Genomic DNA, 16,917 nt, shown 5'->3' with positions numbered 1-16,917 from the left:
TGGCCGTAAATGCAAGGTTTCATCAGCATCATGCGTCCTTGGGGCCCTCGGTTCCGCCGCCTTCCTCCACCACGGGAGCCGGGAAGTCGGAAGGCCACGGGAAGTCCTGGGGCAGGGCCTCCAGGCCGCCCAGCTCCGCCAGCCAGTACCGGTAGGCCCGGAAGCTCATGCCCAGCCGCTTGCCGGCCTTGGTCTTCACCCCGCCCACCTCCTCCAGGGCCCGCCGGAGGAAATGGCCCTTGAGGGCGTTGATCCAGGCTTCCAGGTCGAAGCCCTCGGGCGGGATGGTGAGCGGGGCGGGACGGCCCGGCTCGCCGGCGGCGGCCTGCCCGAAGCCGTCGGGCAGCAGGTCCCGGGTGATGGGCCCCCCGGCGTTGAGCGCCACGCAGCGCTCCATGAGGTTCTCCAGCTCCCGCACGTTGCCCGGGAACCGGTAGGCCAGCAGCATGGCCATGGTGTCCGCGTGAAGCTGCATGGGCGCCTTGCCCAGCTTCTGGCAGGACCGCCGCAGGAAATGCTCGGCCAGCACCGGCAGGTCCTCGGGCCGCTCCCGCAAGGGGGGCAGTTCGATCTGGAGGATGTTCAGGCGGTAGAAGAGATCCTCGCGGAAGGCCCCGGCTTCCATCCGGGCCCGCAGGTCCCGGTTGGTGGCGGCGATGACGCGCACGTCCACGGCCCGCTCCTCGGTGGCCCCCAGGCGGCGCAGGCGGCGCTCCTGGAGCACCCGCAGCAGCTTCACCTGGAGGGACAGGGGCATCTCGCCGATCTCATCGAGGAAGAGGATGCCGCCGCCGGCCTCCTCGAAGAGCCCGCGCTTCATGGCCCCGGCGCCCGTGAAGGCGCCCTTCTCGAAGCCGAACAGCTCGCTCTCCAGCAGGGCCTCGGGCAACGCCCCGCAATTCACGGCCACGAAGGGGCCCTTGGCGCGGTCGGAGTAGCGGTGGATGAGCCGGGCCACCACCTCCTTGCCCGTGCCGCTCTCGCCCGTGAGCAGCACCGTCGTGTCGGCCCGGGAGACCTTGCCGATGAGGGCGTTGATCTTCCGCATGATGGGCCCGACCCCCACCAGCTCGCCCAGGTCCTGGGGCGGCGGTGCCGCCGGCTCCGTGGTGGCCAGCAGGCCCTTCAGCGTGCCGATGAGCTCCTCGTGCTTGAAGGGCTTGGTGATGAAGTCCACGGCGCCCTGGTTCAGGGCCTGCACGGTGGTCTCCGTGGTGGCGTAGGCGGTCATGATCACCACCGGCGTCTCCAGCCCCTGCTCCTTCATCCAGGTGAGCAGCTCGATGCCGGAGCCGTCCTTCAGCTTCAGGTCCGAGAGCACGCCATCGAAGGTGGTCTCCCGGAGGGCCCGCTGCCCCTCCTCGATGCCCGCGACCGCCTCACAGTGGAAATCGGCGCCCTCCAGGGCCAGGGTCAGCACCTCCCGGAGGCCGGGTTCATCCTCCACCAGCAGGATCCGTTGGGTCGTGGCGAGGGACATGGCAACCTGGAGAAGTGACGCGTTAGGTCAGTTATCCTATCTTGAACCCTTTTCTGGAGTCCCGTGAAGCACGTCGTGTTCGCGCACCGGAAGCTGTCCTTCGGGGGAGGCGAGCGGGTGCTCCTGGAGCAGGTCGCCGCGCTGGCGGACCTGCCGGTGAAGGTGTCCGTGATCTTCCGGAAGGAACCCGGCCGGCGGGACATCGAGCCCGAGCTGCGGGAGCGCAACCCGAACGTGGCCGAGGTGCGGCACCTTCCGGGGGCCGTGGGCGCCTTCCGCTGGCTGCGCCAGACGCGGCCCGACCTGCTGGTGCTCTGCAACCACAAGGGCGTGCAGCGCGCCCTGCCCTGGCTGGCCCGGTTCGGCGTGCGGATCCCCACGGCGCTCACCCTCCATGAGCACTACGAGCGCCACCTGCGGAAGTACCGCGGCGTGCGCGACCTCGTGGACCGCTGGCTCTGCACCTACGACTTCACCGCCGCCGTGCGGCAGCACCTCGGCGCCGCCCCGTGCAGCATCATCCACCCGCTGTACCCGCGGCCCGAGGCCCGGCCCGTGGACGCCGGGGAGCGCCGGGCGGCCCGGCTCGCGCTGGGCCTGCCTGAGGAAGGCCCGGTGGTGGGCTACGTGGGCCAGATCGACGGACGGAAGGATCCCGTCTCCGTACTGCGCTTCGCGGAGGCTCTTGGCGGCGACCCCGCCCTGCTGTTCGCAGGACGCGAAGAGCCGGGGACTGCCGCCGCGCTCCAGGCCGCCCTGGACGCCTCCCCCCTCCGCGGCCGCACCCGGCGCCTGGGGCCCCTGCCCGACCTGGGCACGGCCTTCGCGGCCCTGGACCTCTACGTCATGACGAGCCGCAACGAGGGCTTCTTCCCCCTGGCCCTCATCGAGGCCCTGGAGCGGGGCGTGCCCGTGCTGGCACCCACCGTGGGCGGCATCGGCACCGTGCTGAAGGATGGCGAGGGCGGCTTCCTCATCCCCAAGCCCGATGACCGGCGGACCATCGACACCGCCCTGCTGCGCGAGGCCGCCGGCCGCCTGGCGCCGATCCTGGCGGACCCCGCCGCCTGGGAGGCCCAGCGGGCCAAGGCCCACGCCTTCGGCACGGCCCTCACCCGGGACTACGATGCCGCGGCCAGGTTCCGCGAGGCGGTGGCGCCATGGCTGTGATCCCCGACCAAGCCACCTGGGTACGCTTCCCGCGGTTCGTGGGCGATGCCGCCATGCAGCTGCCGGTCCTGCGCCTGCTGCGGGAGATCGACGCCGGCCCCCTCGTGGTGTGGGGCCCGCGGACCACCGTGGGCCTGGTGGCGGACACCTGGTTCTGCGACGCCGCCTTGCCGGACGAAGGCAAGCCCGGCCCCTTCGCCATGGCCCGCATCCTGCGGCGACACCGCGCGGCCCGGAGCATCCACTTCCCGAAGTCCCTGCGCCCCGCCCTCGCGGCCTGGCTGGCCCGGGTGCCCGAGCGCATCGGCGTGGACGAGAGCCTGGCGGGGCCCTTCAACACCCACAGCGGCCCCTTCTGGGATGCGGAAGGCCCCTTCCTGCTCCGCTACCACGCGGTGCTGAAGCGGCGCTGGCCGGACCTCCCGCCCATGCCCTACGCCGATTTCGACCCGCGCGTGACCTTCGAGAAGCCCCGCGAACGCTACCTCTGCCTGATGCCCGGCTCCACCTGGCCTTCCAAGGCCTGGCCCGTGGCGCACTACCGGGCCCTCCTCCTGAAGGCCCGCGCCGAGGGCTTCGCCGTGGCCGTGCTGGGCTCGCCGGAGGAAGCGCCGACCTGTGCCGCGGTGGCCGACGGGGAAGGCATCGACCTCTGCGGGAAGACCAGCCTCAAGGAAGCCGCGGCTTGGATGCGCGGCGCCGCGGCCGTGCTGGGGAACGACTCCGGGCTCAGCCACCTGGCCGCCGCATGCGGGGCCCCCGTGCTGGCCCTCTACGGCGCCACGGACCCCGGCGGCTCCACGCCCTGGGGCCCGAAGAGCCGGGGGCTGCGCAAGGAGGGCATCCCCTGCGCCCCCTGCTTCAAGCCGGAGTGCTTCACCCCCGGCCACCCCTGTCTCGCGGACATCCAACCCGATCAGGTCTGGACCGACCTCTGCAGCCTGATCTCCGGATAGAATCACAGACTCTTCCTGCCGAGGTACCGCATGCTCCGCCGCCTCTTCTTCACCTGCGCCACCGTCACCCTCATGGCCCAGGCGCCGGTCATCACCTTCGACAAGACCCACTACAACTTCGGGCGGATCACGCCGGACCGGAAGGTGGCCGCGAAGTACCGGGTCACCAACACCGGCAACGCCATCCTCAGCATCACCCAGGTTCGGCCCAGCTGCGGCTGCACCGCCACCGTGATCGGCAAGTGGTCCGTCGCCCCCGGGGAGAGCACGGACCTGGAGGCCACCTTCGACCCGAAGGGCCTCAAGGGGGGTGTTCGCAAATCCATCGAAGTGATCTGCAATGACCCGAAGAACCCCGCCACCGCCCTGACCCTCGAAGCGGAGGTGGTGCAGGAGATCATGCCGTCCGTGGAATCCGTCTACTTCCATTACGTGCCCAAGTCCAGCACCTCCCGCAGCCTGGTGCGCTACGCCAGCGGCAACGGCGAGCCCGTCCAGATCGTGGACGTGAAGGCCCCGGGCGCCCCCTTCCTCGCCTTCGCCTATCGGCAGGAGGGCAAGGACCTGGTGATGGAAGTGGCCTTCGACGGCCGGAAGGTGCCCGCCGGCCGCCTCCGCGGCGTGGAGCAGGCCACGGTGCACTTCACGAACCCCCGCATGAACCAGCTGGCCCTGAACGTCCAGTGGGAGCTGAAGCCCGCGATCCAGGCCACCCCGGCGGAACTGGTGTTCCAGGACGTGGCCGGCCGGGAGCTGCGGCAGAAGCTCACCCTCAAGCAGGCCGAAGGCCACGCGTTCCGCGTCACCGGGAGCCACTGCTCGCTCACGGGCGTGCGGGTGGAAGGCCTGGGGCAGAAAGCCGCCGCCCAGGAGCTGACCGTGGTGCTGCCCGCCTCGCTGAAGGGCGGCAGGTACAGCGAGGTGCTGTCCCTGACCACCGATGACCCGGACCAGCCCGAATTGACGATCCGCCTGGCCGCCATCTTGAAATAGCAGCAAACCGTCAAGACCTGTCCGGATTTACCCTTCACCCCGACCGGGTGGGAGGGCTAGCCTGGAAGGATGCCGGAGTCCCGCAGATCCCATCTCGTCGCCGTCTTCGCCATGGCCGCCATCGCGGCCGTGTGGGGCGGCGGCTTCCCCGCCACCAAGTACTGCCTGCAGGCGGGCCTCTCCGTGGGCGCCTTGTTGACGCTCCGGTTCGCCATCGGAACGGCGGGCCTGGGCCTGATGATGCTGCTGCTCCGGGTGCCCATCCGCCGGCGGGACGCCCTGGACGGGCTTTGGCTGGGCCTGGTGCTGGCGACGCTCTTCTGGCTCCAGACCGACGGCCTCCGCTTCACTTCCACCTCGAAGTCCGGCTTCATCACAGGGCTCTACGTCATCTTCACGCCCCTGGTGGCGCTGCTCGTGGGGGACCGCCTGCGGCCCTCGCACGGCCTGGCCGCCCTGGTGGCCCTGACGGGGTTGGCCCTGCTGGTGCGCGAGCCCGGGGCGGCCTGGGGCGGCTGGAACCGCGGCGATTCCGAGACCCTGCTGGCGGCCGTGCTGTGCGGGTTCCACATCGTGATGACGGCGCATTTCTCCCGCCGCTCTTCGGGCTGGGTGCTGGCCTTCATGCAGGTGGCGGTCACCGGGGCCGTCTCGCTGGCGGTCACGCTGGCCCTGCCGGCGCCACACGGGTTCCAGGGCGCAGGGGCCGGGCTGGCCCGGGGCGGAACCTGGGTCGCCCTGGCCTTCATGGGCCTGCTGGCCACCACCCTGGCCTTCTATGTGCAAAGCACCATGCAGGCCCGCCTGGGCGCCACGGAAAGCGCCATCCTGTTCAGCCTGGAACCCGTGTACACGGCCGGCATCGCCATCAGCGGCATCGTCCCCGGTGTCCTCGAGCACCTGGGCCCCGCGCAGCTGGCGGGCGGCCTGCTGATCCTCGCCGCGACCTTCGTGGCCGAACTGGGGCCAAGGCTCCTGAAGCGCCTCCAGCGACCGGAACCGGAAGAGGCCATCGGATAGCCGTTATCCTGGAGAAGAAGAGGAGTCGGGCATGTTCATCGTCACGGGCGGTGCGGGATTCGTGGGCAGCAACCTGGTGCGGGAGCTGAACCGCCGGGGGCATACCGACATCCTCGTGGTGGACAACCTGGCCCGGGCAGAGAAGGCCCGGAACCTGGCGGACCTGACCCTCTCGGACTACATGGACAAGCGCGAGTTCCGGGCGCGGCTGGATGCCGGCACCCTGGACCTCCAGCCCGAGGCCGTGTTCCACAACGGCGCCTGCTCCGACACCATGGAGACCGACGGCCGCTACATGATGGAGAACAACTACGGGGACTCGAAGGCCCTGCTCCACTGGTGCCTGGCCCGGAAGACCCCGCTGGTCTACGCCAGCAGCGCGGCCACCTATGGCGCCAGCACCGACTTCGAGCCGGTGCCGCGCAACGAGGGCCCACTGAACGTGTACGGCTACTCCAAGCTGGCCTTCGACCAGCACGTGCGGAGCCTCCTGCCCGCCATCCAGAGCCCGGTGGTGGGGCTGCGCTACTTCAACGTCTTCGGGCCGCGCGAGCACCACAAGGGCCGGATGATGTCCGTGCTGCACCAGCTGCTGCGGCAGCTGAAGGAGGAGAGCGTCTGCCGCCTCTTCGAGGGCACGGAGGGCTACACGAACGGCGAGCAGCACCGCGACTTCATCTTCGTGGGCGACGTCGTGGCCATCAACCTGCACTTCGGCGGCGGCGGCATGGCGAAGGGCATCGTCAACGCCGGCACCGGCAAGGCCCGCAGCTTCAACGACATCGCCCGCACGCTCATCGCCCACCTGGGCCAGGGGCACATCGAGTACATCCCCTTCCCCGACGCCCTGCGCGGCAAGTACCAGAGCTTCACCCAGGCCGACGTCCGCAGCCTGCGCGCGGCGGGCTACACGGCTCCGTTCACGGAGATGGAGGCCGGCATCGCGGCGACGCTGGCGGAGATCTAGAGCCGGAGGCTAGGCCTTCCGATCCAGGATCACCAGGGTCACGTCATCCACGAAGGGCGCGGGGGCGTTGTAGGCGCGGGCCTGGGCGATGAGGGAGGCCGCGGCCTCCTCCGCACCGGCGGGCAGCTCCGCGCAGATGCGCCGCAGGCCGGCTTCCTCGAGCATGGTGCGGTCTTCCCGCTCCACCTCCACCAGACCATCCGTGTAGAGCACCAGACGATCCTCAGGAAGGAATTCGGCCTCGTGCTCCAGGAAGGGGAGCTGGGCATCCAGCCCCAGCATGAAACCCTTGCCCCGCAGGACCTCCGAACGCTGGAGCCCGCCCCGGGACCCCTTGACGATGCGCAGCGGCGCGCAGTGCCCGGCCGCCACATACCGGATGCGGTCCGTGGCGGAATCCAGACGCCCCAGCCAGGCCGTGGCGAACTGTTCGGCCAGGGTGGAGCGGCAGAGATCCTCGTTCATGCCCAGGGCCCAGGCCAGGGGCTCACCGCCCAGCCGCACCTGGTTCTCGAAGGAGGTCTTCACCATGGCCGAAATGAGCGCCGCGGTGACGCCGTGGCCGCTCACATCCGCGATCATCATGGCCGTGCTCCCGTCGGCCAGGGGCAGGACCGCATAGATGTCCCCGCCGATGCCCGCCGCCGGCAGGTAGCAGTGCGTGTAGTGCACGCCCGGTCCCTCGCCGGGCAGCTTGGGCAGCAGGCCCATCTGGAGGGCCGCCGCGAGCTCCATCTCCTCCCGTACGCGCTCCTGGAAGGCGGTCAGCTCCTTGTTCTGCCTCTTGATCTCCTTCTGCATCCCGATGAGGCGGAAGGTGGAGTCCACCTTGGCCAGCACCTCCTGGGCATGGAAGGGCTTGGAGATCATGTCGTCCGCGCCCAGGGTCAGGCTGCCGATGCGCGAGGCCGTGCCGTCCAGGGCTGACAGGATGATGAAGTAGATGTCCTGCGTGGCGGGATCGCTCTTCACCCGCTTGCAGAGCTCGTCGCCGGACATCTCCGGCATGCGCAGGTCCGAAATGATGAGGTCGGGCTTCAGGCGCCCCATCTCCCCGAGCGCCTCGACGCCATGCCCGGCGGTCAGGACCTGATAGCCCGCCCGCTTGAGGTAGAAGCTGAGGATATCCCGGATGGGTGCTTCATCATCCACCACCAGGACCACGCCCTTGGCCATGCGGAACCTTCAGGGAACGATGTTCCCGGCCATCACGCGCCGCGGAGGGCGTCCTGCTCCGTGGCGAAGATGGAGAAATAGTTGGTGAGGTTCGTCTGATCGAAGGTCTTCTTCACAGGCACGGGCAGGCAGGCGAGGTGGAGCTTGCCGCCGGACTTGTCCACGCTGTTCCGGGCGGCGACGAGGAGCCCCAGTCCCGAGGAATCGATGAAACTCACGCCCTCCAGGTTGATCACCAGGAGCTTGGGCTGGGCCGTGGCCACCGTCTCCCGGATCACATCCCGCAGCTGGGCGGTCACCTCGAAGTTGACCTTGCCCTGGATCGACACCACGGATGCGGTGCCCTCTTGGCGGGTCTGGATGTTCAACATGGCTCCTCCTGAAGAATTCCCTGAAGCACTCTCCGGCGCGCAGCGTCTCGCTGGCGTTGTTTATATTCCGAATGGGATGCTGGACCTGAACGTGAGCTTTGAAACCCTGATTGTTCCATCACTTGGACTTCATGTGCGAAGAAGAAAGTAAACTCCTCCTGTTCCTGGATCAACTCTGGAATCCGGGCGAGGTCCGCCAGATCCCCGCGCCCCAGGCCCCTGAGGCCCTCCTGGAGGGCGGCCAGGGCAGATGCGCCCGGACCCGGAAGCCGGATCAGCGTGCGCGCCGTGAACTGGATGGCTGAATAATCTTTGCTGGAAAAGGGGTTCTGTTCAATGCCGCCGGACTTGAGGGCCAGGGTGCTGCTGAGGGCCTGCCGGTCCTCCGGGCTCAGATCCTGGATCTCGAACAGGGGTGGCAGGGTCTCGGTCCAGGCAGCCAGGGCCTCGAGGTCGATCATCAGGTTCCGGCTTCGGCTGGGCTTGATGTGGGTGGGCATCAGCACGTGGTGGTCGAGGAGGAAACGGATGGCCATGAGGACGCCCAGGCGATCCTCGGCCACGAAGCGGATGCCGATCTGGTCGTAGATGGTCTCCGCCACGTTCTCGGGCTTGTGGAGCATCTTCAGGAGCATGGAGACCCGGTCCTTGTTCTCCTTCCGCTCCACGGCCACCAGGGGCACCTCGTAGGCGCCCCGGAGCAGCCAGCGGCCGTCCTCGCAGACGAGGTACTGGTCGTAGCGGCTGAAGACCTGGCGCTGGATCTCCGGCAGGAAGCGGAGGTTCACGTTGTGGTCCACGTGGAAGAGGGTATGCATCACCCTCAGCACGGCGCAGGACCAGCGTCCGTCCAGGGTCCGCGGGCGCTCCGAGGCCCAGACCAGGAGGTCGAGGGGATCCTCCAGGCCTCGCAGCTCGTTCGGAACATGGAGGTTCGTCCCCTCCAGGACCACGCCCTCGAGGAAATCGATGGCGTCCTCGTAGACCCGCATCACGTGGGCCCTCTGGACGGGACTGCCCATGTCATAGCCGTAGTTCAGGGCGAAATTCCAGGCCTCGTCATGGGACTGGATGCGCAGGCCCTCGAGGTCGATGGGGGATCCCCCCCCCAGAATCACCTGGGTGACTTCCGGCGGCATGGGGAAAAGGGCATGGTGACGCATGACATCCAGCATCTTTACCGGCATTCCTCAATATGGATCATAAAAAAACGGGGCGCCCAAAAAAGGAGCGCCCCGCTGGAACTCGGCTCGGCCCTACTTGATGGCGAAGGCGGCGACGAGCACGTAGATCACGAGGGCCTCGATGAGGGCCAGACCGATGATCATGGTGGTGCGGATGTTGCCGGCGGCCTGGGGATTGCGGGCCACGCCCTCGCAGGCGGCGACCACGGCCTTGCCCTGGGCCAGACCGCAACCGGCGGCGGCGATGGCGAGCGCGATGTGGGCGGTGAACTGACCCTCGAAGAGGCTCTTGGCGACGGGGGCGGCAGCGGGGGCGCCCTGCGCGAAGGCGACGGCGGCCAGGGTGAACAGGAACGCGGTGGTGAGGAACTTCTTCATGGTGGTGCTCCTTAAGAGATGCCCCAGGGGTTCGGAATCCCGAGGGCGGTGAAGGTAAAGCGGAATCGAAGTCGGAATGCGGGGATCAGGCTTCGCCTGAAGCCCGCATCGCGGGCACCCCCCAAACGGCGCTAATGCTCGTGAGAGACGGCACCACTGAGATAGATCACCGCCAGCATCGTGAACACGAAGGTCTGGATGAGGCCGAAGAAGAGGCCCAGGAACATCATGGGCACCGGCAGCAGGATGGGCATCAGGCCGAAGAAGATGCCGGCCACCACGTGCTCGCCGGCGATGTTGCCGAAGAGACGGAGGGAGTGGCTGAGGATGCGGCTGAGCAGGCCCAGGATCTCGAGGGGGAACATCAGTGGGGCCAGCCACCAGATGGGACCGGCGAAGTGCAGCCAGTATTTGCCGACGCCCTGCTCCTTCATGCCCTGGAAGTTGTAGTAGCCGAAGACCACGAGGGCCGCACCCAGGGTCACGTTCCAATTGCTGGTGCCGGGGCTCAGGGCCGGGAGCAGGCCGAAGAGGTTGTTGAAGAAGACGAAGAGCGCCATGGTCCCGATGAAGGGCAGGTACTTCTCACCGTGGTGGGCGATGTTGTCGTTGATCATGCCCTTGAGCCACTCGACCACACCCTCGAACATCTGCTGGAGGGGGCCGGGGATCCGGGACAGGTTCTTGCGCACCAGGGTGGTGAAGAGCATGGCCACCAGAGCCGCCAGAGCCGCGTTCAGCAGGTGGTCATAGCGCTCGAGGATGGACAGGGCCGCCCCGTGAGCGAAGCCGGGCCACGGGTGCTGGGACAGGTGGAGCACCTGGGTGAGCCACTGGGCGAGCAACGATGCGTGGTGTTCCATCTCGGTCGAACCTCAATCAGGCGGCGTCATCGGGTTTCCGGAAGGCCAGGCGCACGGCTTCCAGGAGGATGCCGGCCACGAACAGGAGCACTCCCATGGCCAGCGGCAGGGCTTCCGCCGGGTATCTGCCCATCATCCCACGCAGCACCAGTGCGATCAATGCCAGTTTGCCGAGGGAGAGAAAGCCGTAGAGCCACCTCCGGCGCACGGAGGGGGTCAGCATACGGGCCGTGAGAATGCGGTGGAGGGTCCAGAAGGCCAGGCTCGTCAGGGCCCCGACGCCGAAGGCCAGGGCCGCTGTCCAGGACCGGAGAACGCCCCAGAGGGGCAGGCCCAGGAAACCCAGGACCACTATGGCGCCAGTCACGCGGCGGAGGTGATCTCCGCCCTCATCCCTGCTCCCGCCCTCACTCATGGGGGCCCTTCCCGTCATCGAGGCGCTTCAGCTCCTCCGCGTCCCGCTTCGCCATCCGCCGGTTGACCTTGTAGAGTTCCCAGAAGGCCGCGGAAATGCCCCAGATCAGGCCCGCCCACTGCCCGATGGCGGGGTGCCCGAACCGCCCCCCGATCCAGCGGCCCAGGAAGAACCCCAGGGCGATGCAAAGGGGGAACGTCAGCCCCATGGACATGAGGTCGCCCCAGAGGGCCCGCTCCCCAGGATCTGCGTCCCCGCCCCCACGCCTGAAGATCACTGTCGTCTCCCAAAAAGAAGGCGCGGAGCGGCCCGCGCCTCCCAGTGTACGCCTTGGGCAAGGCCGAAGGCTGGGGACGCTCGCGCCACGACGAACCTTCGGGCAGAAAAAGCAGAAGCCCGGCTTGGCCGGGCTTCTGTGCGGGGGTCCGGGGAGGTTCGCGTAAGCGAGGCCCCCCGGAGAACGTCAAACCCAGGTGATCTTGGCCGCCCAGTCCACCAGCCAGGGCCCGCAGGCCGTGGCCACCAGGACGAGGGCGCAGGCGACGGTCACGACGAAGACGGAAGTGGCACCCATGGGAGCCGCAGGTTCGCCGTCCGGCTCGCGGAAATACATCTGCGCGACCACGCCCAGGTAGTAGTAGGCACCCACGGCGCTGGTAAGCAGCGCGATGGTGGTGAGGGTGACGAAACCCTGCTCGATGGCCAGCTTGAAGAGGTAGAACTTGCCGAAGAAGCCCGCCAGGGGCGGGATGCCGGCCAGGCTCAGCAGGAAGATCATCATGGCGAAGGCCAGCACGGGGTGCTTCCGCCCCAGCCCCTTGAAGTCCTCGATGCGCTCCCCTTCACCCTTGCCCTGGAGGTAGATCACCACGGCGAAGGCGCCCGTGTTCATCACGATGTAGATGAGCATGTAGAGCCACACGGCCTGGGCCCCGGCCCTGGGATCGCCCGAGAGCACGCCCAGCAGCATGTAGCCCACGTGGGCGATGCTGGAGTAGGCCAGCAGGCGCTTCATGCTCTCCTGCTTCACGGCGGTGACATTGCCCAGGATCATGCTGGCCCCGGCGATGTAGCAGAGGGGCAGGACCCACTCGCTGGACACGCCGTGGAGGCCCGCGCCGAAGACGCGCAGGAAGGCGGCCAGGGCCGCGGCCTTGGGGGCGGTGGCCATGAACATGGTGATGGGCGTGGGGGCGCCCTCGTAAGCGTCCGGCGACCACATGTGGAACGGCACGGCCGCCACCTTGAAGGCCATGCCCATCAGCACCATCAACACCCCGGAGAAGACCAGGAGGTTGCTGGTGGTCGGCGTGAGGGCCAGGGCCCGGTTCAGGTCCGCCAGGTTCGTGGTGGTGCCCCCGGCGGCGCCATAGAGCAGGCTGATGCCGTAGACGAGGATGCCGCTGGAGAAGGCGCCCAGGAGGAAATACTTCACACCGGCTTCCACGCTGGTGGACCGCTCGCGAAGGTAGGCCACCAGGATGTAGATGCAGATGGCCATCAGCTCGAGGCTGAAATACATGGAGATCAGGTCCGAGGCGCCGCAGAGGAAGAGCATGCCCGACAGGGAGAACAGGATCAGGGCGTAGTACTCCACCGTCTGCTGCTTGAGCCCGTTGAGCAGCTTCACGCTGAGGGCCACGGTGGCGGCGGTGCCCAGCACGCAGAGCATCTGGAATCCGCGGGTGAGCCCGTCCATGCGGAACATGCGGGAGAAGCCTTCGCCATCCGGAGTCCGCCCGATCAGGGCGGCGGTGACGGCCAGGATCACCAGGGTGATCGGGGCCCACTTGTGCTTCTCGTTCCGATGGAAGAAGAGGTCGCCGGGCCAGAGCATGAGCGTGGCCGTGACCATCAGGAAGAGTTGGGGCGTGATGAGATGCGTGTCCTTGAGGAGCGCATCCAGGAGCCCCTGCGCAAAGCCGGTCATCAGTGGCCTCCGCCGTGGGCAGGTGCTTCGTGGACGGGAGCCTCATGACCCACGGGCACGGCTTCATGACCGGCAGGAGCCGCATCTTCATGGTGGGCCGGGGCGGTCATGCCCTGCATGCCGAGCTTGGCGGCGATCGCCTGCTGGGCGGCCAGGGACTGGGCGGCGTGGTAGCCGGGGGTGATCTGCTCCACCAGCTTGCGCACGGGGGCGTCCATCACATCCATGACCGGCTTGGGATACATGCCGATCCAGAAGGCCGCCACGACGAGAGGCGCGAAGTAGAGGATCTCGCGGAGGTTGAGGTCCTCCATCTTCTCGTTGACGGCGGTGATGGGTCCGAACATCACGCGCTGGTACATCCACAGCAGGTAGGCGGCGCCGAGGATGATGCCCAGCGTGGCCACGACCGCCGCCCAGGGGAAGGCCTGGAAGGAACCCATGAGGATCACGCCTTCGCCGATGAACCCGTTCAGCAGGGGCAGGCCCAGGCTGCTCATGGTCATGATCATGAAGACGGTGGCGTAGACGGGCATGCTCTTCGAGAGGCCGCCGAAGTCCGCGATCATGCGGGTGTGGCGGCGCTCATAGACGATGCCCACCGCGAGGAAGAGCCCGCTGGTGCTGATGCCGTGGTTGATCATCTGGAACAGGCCGCCCTTGATGCCGTAGGGATTCAGGGCGAAGAGACCCAGCATGCAGAGGCCGAGATGGCTCACGGAGGAGTAGGCCACCAGCTTCTTCATGTCCTTCTGGATCATGGCCACCAGCGCGCCGTAGATGATGCCGATGAGGGACAGCGCGATGAACCAGGGCATGAGTTCCTTGGTGGCGCTGGGCAGGATGGGCAGGAGGAACCGGACGAAGCCGTAGGTTCCCATCTTCAGGAGGATGGCCGCCAGGATGACGGAACCGGCCGTGGGTGCCTGCACGTGGGCATCCGGCAGCCAGGTGTGGAACGGGAACATGGGGACCTTGATGGCGAAGCCGATGAAGAAGGCCAGAGCCAGCAGGATCTGGTAGGTCTTGGTCTGCTGCGCGATCACCGGGGCCATGGCCTGGAAGCTCTCCAGGGAGAAGTTGTAGGCGCCAGTGGTCTTGTGCTGCAGGAAGTAGATGGCCAGGATCGCCACCAGCATCAGCACGCCGCCCGCCAGGGTGTAGAGGAAGAGCTTGATGGCGGCGTAGAGCTTCTGGGGGCCGCCCCAGATGGCGATGAGGAAGTACATCGGCACCAGCATCACTTCCCAGAACAGGTAGAAGAGGAACATGTCCTGGGTGATGAACACGCCGAGCATGGCCGTCTGGAGGACCAGCATCCAGATGTAGTACTCCTTGTGCCGCTCCTCGATGGCCTTGAAGGAGCAGGCGATGGCGATGGGGCCCACGAAGGTGGTCAGGAGCCAGAGCAGGAGGCTGATGCCGTCCATGCCCACGGCGAACTTCACCCCGAGGGAGGGGATCCAGTCCCAGGCCTTGAACCACTGGACCGCGTCGCTGGCCCGGTCATAGCCGAACCAGAAGACGGCGCTCATCAGGAAGCTGACGATCATCACCAGCAGGGAGCCGATCTCGAAGACCCGGCGCTGGTCCTTGGGCACGAGAAGCAGGACCAGCGCCCCCAGGAGGGGCAGGAAGGTCGCCACCAGCATCAGTGTCGTGTTTGCGGTGAACATGGGGACTCCAACCAATGAGGGCTAGGCGAGGAATTTCCAGAAGGCGAAGACGAGGAAGCCGATGAACATCACGAAGGCGTAGTGCTGCACGCGGCCGCTCTGCAGGCTCCGGAAGACCGAGCTGGTCTCCTGGATGATGTAGGCCGTGAGGTTGACCGCGCCGTCCACCAGCTTCTGGTCGATCCAGTGCGACAGGTCGGCCCAGATGATCGTGACGCGCGCAGCACCGTTCACCATGCCGTCCACCACCCAGGTGTCGAAGCTCCAGAGCTGGGCGGAGAAGCGCTTGATGGGCTCGATGAGGGCCGCCTCGTAGAACTCGTCCACGTAGTACTTGGCGTTCACCCAGCGGTAGAGGTTCGGATAGCGTGCCACGAAGGCCTTGGCTCGGCTCCAGCTGGGATCCACCTTGTAGATCCACCAGGCCAGCAGCATGGCGCCGGGGGCCCAGACCAGAGTCGCCCAGGCCATGAGGCCATATTCCATCGCGGGCGGGATGTGCTCGCCGTGATGGGCCGGCGCCACCTGGTAGAGCAGCGGCTCGATCCACTTGCTGAACAGTTCAGCGGGCACGATGGGCAGGACGCGGTGCAGGCTCTCGGGATAGTTCAGGAAGCCGCCGACCACCGCCAGGCCCGCCAGGATGGCCACCGGCAGCCACATGCGCCAGGAGACCTCGTGGGGGTGATGCCCGGGCACCACATCGTGATCCTCGGGATCGTCACCGCGATGGTTGTGTGCCTGGTCCAGCTCGTGGAGGCCGTTTTCCATGTGGCCGTGCGCGTCGTGGCCGTGGGCCCCATGTCCGTGATCGTCGTGGGCGTGGTGCGCCTCGGACTGGACGGACAGGCCGTAGGGGTCATTCCCGGCTCCACGGTACTCGCCGTAGAAGGTCATGGCGATGAGGCGGGTCATGTAGAAGGCCGTGCAGAAGGCGCCGAGCATGCCGAGGATCCAGGCCACCAGGTTCAGCACGGGCCCGGTGTAGTGGCCGTGCTGGTACCAGCCTTCGAACACCTTCCAGAGGATCTCGTCCTTCGAGAAGAAGCCCGAGAAGGGGAAGATGCCGGCGATGGCGAAGGTCGCCAGGATCATGCTCATCGCGGTGATGGGCATCAGCTTCTTGAGGCCGCCCATGTTGCGCATGTCCTGCTCGTGGTGGCAGGCGGCGATCACGGCACCGGATCCGAGGAAGAGGCTGGCCTTGAAGAAGGCGTGCGTGAAGACGTGGAACATGCCGGCGCTGAAGGCCCCGGCGCCCATGCCCATGAACATGAAGCCCAGCTGGGACACGGTGGAGTAGGCCAGCACCTTCTTGATGTCGTACTGGGCCAGACCCATGGTGGCGGCCACGAAGGCCGTGAGCGAACCGAAGGCCAGCACCACCGCGAGCGCCATCGGGGCATTCACATAGATGAAGTTCAGCCGCGTGATCATGTAGAGACCGCTGGTCACCATGGTCGCGGCGTGGATCAGCGCGCTGACGGGCGTCGGACCCGCCATGGCGTCCGGCAGCCACACATACAGGGGGATCTGCGCGGACTTGCCCATGGCGCCCACGAAGAGGCAGCAGCCGATGAGGTTGAACCACCAGGTGGGGCTCGCGGTGTGGCCATAGAGCGTGATGGCCGGCATGGTCGCGATCCCGCGGACGGAGCCCATCAGCGTGTCGTAGTCGAGGGTGCCGAAGACCTGGAAGATCAGGAAGAACCCGAGCATGAAGCCGAAGTCGCCGATGCGGTTCGTGACGAAGGCCTTCTTGCCCGCGACGGCGGCGAATTCCTTCTCGAAGTAGAACCCGATGAGCAGGTAGGAACAGAGGCCCACCCCTTCCCAGCCCAGGAACATCATCAGGATGTTGGCGCCCAGCACCAGGTTCAGCATGCTGAACACGAAGAGGTTCATGTAGGCCATGAAGCGGTAGTAGCGGCCGTCATTCCGCTCCTCCGCCATGTAGCCCGTGCTGAACAGGTGGATGAGGAAGCCCGCGCCGGAGACCAGCAGGGCCATGCAGCCACTGAGCACGTCGAACTTGTAGGCCCACTGGATCTTGTAGGTGGTCATCCCGCCCAGCACGTGGGCGCCCCCGATATCGAACCAGGTCCAAAGGCTCTGGTGGAGGGATCGGCCATCCGCAGGCAGGCCGGCGAGCTGGACGAAATGCCACAGCGTAAGCAGGAAGGCCACGCCCACGCTGCCCAGGGCGAAGAAGTCCACCACCTTGGTGTTCTTCAGCTTGCGGCCGCTGAGGCCGTTGATGAGGAACCCGAAGAAGGGCAGGAAGGGGATCAGCCAGAGGTAGCTGCTGGGATGAGAGGCGGCGGTCATTGCGTGTTCC

General features: G+C 67.2%; 16 protein-coding genes. 5 read left to right on the top strand and 11 right to left on the bottom strand.

The window, feature by feature from the left end:
* Positions 1-28: 28 nt before the first annotated feature.
* Complete coding sequence (locus tag MLE43_RS13940) at positions 29-1,480, bottom strand: sigma-54-dependent transcriptional regulator (protein WP_243305077.1); 1,452 nt, start codon at positions 1,478-1,480, stop codon at positions 29-31.
* A gap of 63 nt (positions 1,481-1,543) precedes the next feature.
* Between MLE43_RS13940 and MLE43_RS13935 the strand changes: the two genes are divergently transcribed.
* The 5 genes from MLE43_RS13935 to rfaD all read left to right on the top strand — a co-directional run bounded on the left by MLE43_RS13935 (position 1,544) and on the right by rfaD (position 6,586).
* Positions 1,544-2,650 (top strand): glycosyltransferase family 4 protein, encoded by a 1,107-nt coding sequence (locus MLE43_RS13935; RefSeq protein ID WP_243305075.1) that lies wholly within the window; start codon positions 1,544-1,546, stop codon positions 2,648-2,650.
* Positions 2,641-3,606: a glycosyltransferase family 9 protein gene (locus MLE43_RS13930; protein WP_243305072.1), complete on the top strand. Its 966-nt coding sequence runs from the start codon at positions 2,641-2,643 to the stop codon at positions 3,604-3,606. The genes MLE43_RS13935 and MLE43_RS13930 overlap by 10 nt, the downstream gene beginning before the upstream one ends.
* Positions 3,607-3,636: 30 nt before the next feature.
* Positions 3,637-4,599, top strand: a complete 963-nt coding sequence (locus MLE43_RS13925; protein WP_243305070.1) for a DUF1573 domain-containing protein — start codon at positions 3,637-3,639, stop codon at positions 4,597-4,599.
* Between the two features lie 69 nt (positions 4,600-4,668).
* Entirely contained in the window at positions 4,669-5,619 is a 951-nt protein-coding gene (locus MLE43_RS13920; RefSeq protein WP_243305068.1) for a DMT family transporter, read from the top strand.
* Positions 5,620-5,650: 31 nt separating this feature from the next.
* Complete coding sequence (gene rfaD / locus MLE43_RS13915; RefSeq protein ID WP_243305066.1) at positions 5,651-6,586, top strand: ADP-glyceromanno-heptose 6-epimerase; 936 nt, start codon at positions 5,651-5,653, stop codon at positions 6,584-6,586.
* 9 nt (positions 6,587-6,595) lie between these two features.
* Here rfaD and MLE43_RS13910 read toward each other — a convergent pair whose 3' ends face one another.
* The 10 genes from MLE43_RS13910 to nuoL all read right to left on the bottom strand — a co-directional run bounded on the left by MLE43_RS13910 (position 6,596) and on the right by nuoL (position 16,907).
* Positions 6,596-7,762: a PP2C family protein-serine/threonine phosphatase gene (locus MLE43_RS13910; RefSeq protein ID WP_243305064.1), complete on the bottom strand. Its 1,167-nt coding sequence runs from the start codon at positions 7,760-7,762 to the stop codon at positions 6,596-6,598.
* A 32-nt stretch (positions 7,763-7,794) separates the two neighbouring features.
* Complete coding sequence (locus tag MLE43_RS13905; protein ID WP_243305061.1) at positions 7,795-8,133, bottom strand: anti-sigma factor antagonist; 339 nt, start codon at positions 8,131-8,133, stop codon at positions 7,795-7,797.
* Entirely contained in the window at positions 8,127-9,296 is a 1,170-nt protein-coding gene (locus MLE43_RS13900; RefSeq protein ID WP_243305059.1) for a TIGR04552 family protein, read from the bottom strand. Before MLE43_RS13900 ends, MLE43_RS13905 begins: the two co-directional genes overlap by 7 nt.
* Positions 9,297-9,389: 93 nt before the next feature.
* Positions 9,390-9,695 carry an ATP synthase F0 subunit C gene (locus MLE43_RS13895; protein ID WP_243305056.1) on the bottom strand — a complete coding sequence of 102 codons (306 nt, stop codon included), beginning with the start codon at positions 9,693-9,695 and terminating at the stop codon, positions 9,390-9,392.
* A gap of 131 nt (positions 9,696-9,826) precedes the next feature.
* Positions 9,827-10,558: a F0F1 ATP synthase subunit A gene (atpB, locus tag MLE43_RS13890; protein ID WP_243305054.1), complete on the bottom strand. Its 732-nt coding sequence runs from the start codon at positions 10,556-10,558 to the stop codon at positions 9,827-9,829.
* Between the two features lie 16 nt (positions 10,559-10,574).
* Entirely contained in the window at positions 10,575-10,925 is a 351-nt protein-coding gene (locus MLE43_RS13885; RefSeq protein ID WP_243305052.1) for a hypothetical protein, read from the bottom strand.
* A gap of 40 nt (positions 10,926-10,965) precedes the next feature.
* Positions 10,966-11,187 (bottom strand): AtpZ/AtpI family protein, encoded by a 222-nt coding sequence (locus MLE43_RS13880; RefSeq protein WP_243305050.1) that lies wholly within the window; start codon positions 11,185-11,187, stop codon positions 10,966-10,968.
* A gap of 249 nt (positions 11,188-11,436) precedes the next feature.
* A complete protein-coding gene (locus MLE43_RS13875) occupies positions 11,437-12,903 on the bottom strand; it encodes an NADH-quinone oxidoreductase subunit N (RefSeq protein WP_243305048.1) in 1,467 nt (488 codons plus the stop codon).
* Positions 12,903-14,579, bottom strand: coding sequence for a complex I subunit 4 family protein (locus MLE43_RS13870; RefSeq protein ID WP_243305045.1), 1,677 nt, complete (start codon positions 14,577-14,579; stop codon positions 12,903-12,905). The genes MLE43_RS13875 and MLE43_RS13870 overlap by 1 nt, the downstream gene beginning before the upstream one ends.
* A 21-nt stretch (positions 14,580-14,600) precedes the next feature.
* The gene (gene nuoL, locus MLE43_RS13865) at positions 14,601-16,907 is read right to left on the bottom strand and encodes an NADH-quinone oxidoreductase subunit L (RefSeq protein WP_243305042.1); all 2,307 of its coding nucleotides are present in this window, start codon (positions 16,905-16,907) and stop codon (positions 14,601-14,603) included.
* Positions 16,908-16,917 lie beyond the last annotated feature (10 nt).

This window comes from Geothrix oryzisoli (genome assembly GCF_022808865.1).
GTDB classification, from domain to species: domain Bacteria; phylum Acidobacteriota; class Holophagae; order Holophagales; family Holophagaceae; genus Geothrix; species Geothrix oryzisoli.
This window is presented reverse-complemented; position numbering and strand designations above follow the sequence as displayed.

What these genes read in the sequence shown, in the direction of transcription:
- atpB (WP_243305054.1), bottom strand. Translation starts at nt 10,558, where the DNA reads ATGGAACACCACGCATCGTTGCTCGCCCAGTGGCTCACCCAGGTGCTC.
- MLE43_RS13870 (WP_243305045.1), bottom strand. Translation starts at nt 14,579, where the DNA reads ATGTTCACCGCAAACACGACACTGATGCTGGTGGCGACCTTCCTGCCC.
- MLE43_RS13910 (WP_243305064.1), bottom strand. Translation starts at nt 7,762, where the DNA reads ATGGCCAAGGGCGTGGTCCTGGTGGTGGATGATGAAGCACCCATCCGG.
- nuoL (WP_243305042.1), bottom strand. Translation starts at nt 16,907, where the DNA reads ATGACCGCCGCCTCTCATCCCAGCAGCTACCTCTGGCTGATCCCCTTC.
- MLE43_RS13905 (WP_243305061.1), bottom strand. Translation starts at nt 8,133, where the DNA reads ATGTTGAACATCCAGACCCGCCAAGAGGGCACCGCATCCGTGGTGTCG.
- MLE43_RS13880 (WP_243305050.1), bottom strand. Translation starts at nt 11,187, where the DNA reads ATGTCCATGGGGCTGACGTTCCCCCTTTGCATCGCCCTGGGGTTCTTC.
- MLE43_RS13895 (WP_243305056.1), bottom strand. Translation starts at nt 9,695, where the DNA reads ATGAAGAAGTTCCTCACCACCGCGTTCCTGTTCACCCTGGCCGCCGTC.
- MLE43_RS13875 (WP_243305048.1), bottom strand. Translation starts at nt 12,903, where the DNA reads ATGACCGGCTTTGCGCAGGGGCTCCTGGATGCGCTCCTCAAGGACACG.
- rfaD (WP_243305066.1), top strand. Translation starts at nt 5,651, where the DNA reads ATGTTCATCGTCACGGGCGGTGCGGGATTCGTGGGCAGCAACCTGGTG.
- MLE43_RS13930 (WP_243305072.1), top strand. Translation starts at nt 2,641, where the DNA reads ATGGCTGTGATCCCCGACCAAGCCACCTGGGTACGCTTCCCGCGGTTC.
- MLE43_RS13925 (WP_243305070.1), top strand. Translation starts at nt 3,637, where the DNA reads ATGCTCCGCCGCCTCTTCTTCACCTGCGCCACCGTCACCCTCATGGCC.
- MLE43_RS13900 (WP_243305059.1), bottom strand. Translation starts at nt 9,296, where the DNA reads ATGCGTCACCATGCCCTTTTCCCCATGCCGCCGGAAGTCACCCAGGTG.
- MLE43_RS13920 (WP_243305068.1), top strand. Translation starts at nt 4,669, where the DNA reads ATGCCGGAGTCCCGCAGATCCCATCTCGTCGCCGTCTTCGCCATGGCC.
- MLE43_RS13940 (WP_243305077.1), bottom strand. Translation starts at nt 1,480, where the DNA reads ATGTCCCTCGCCACGACCCAACGGATCCTGCTGGTGGAGGATGAACCC.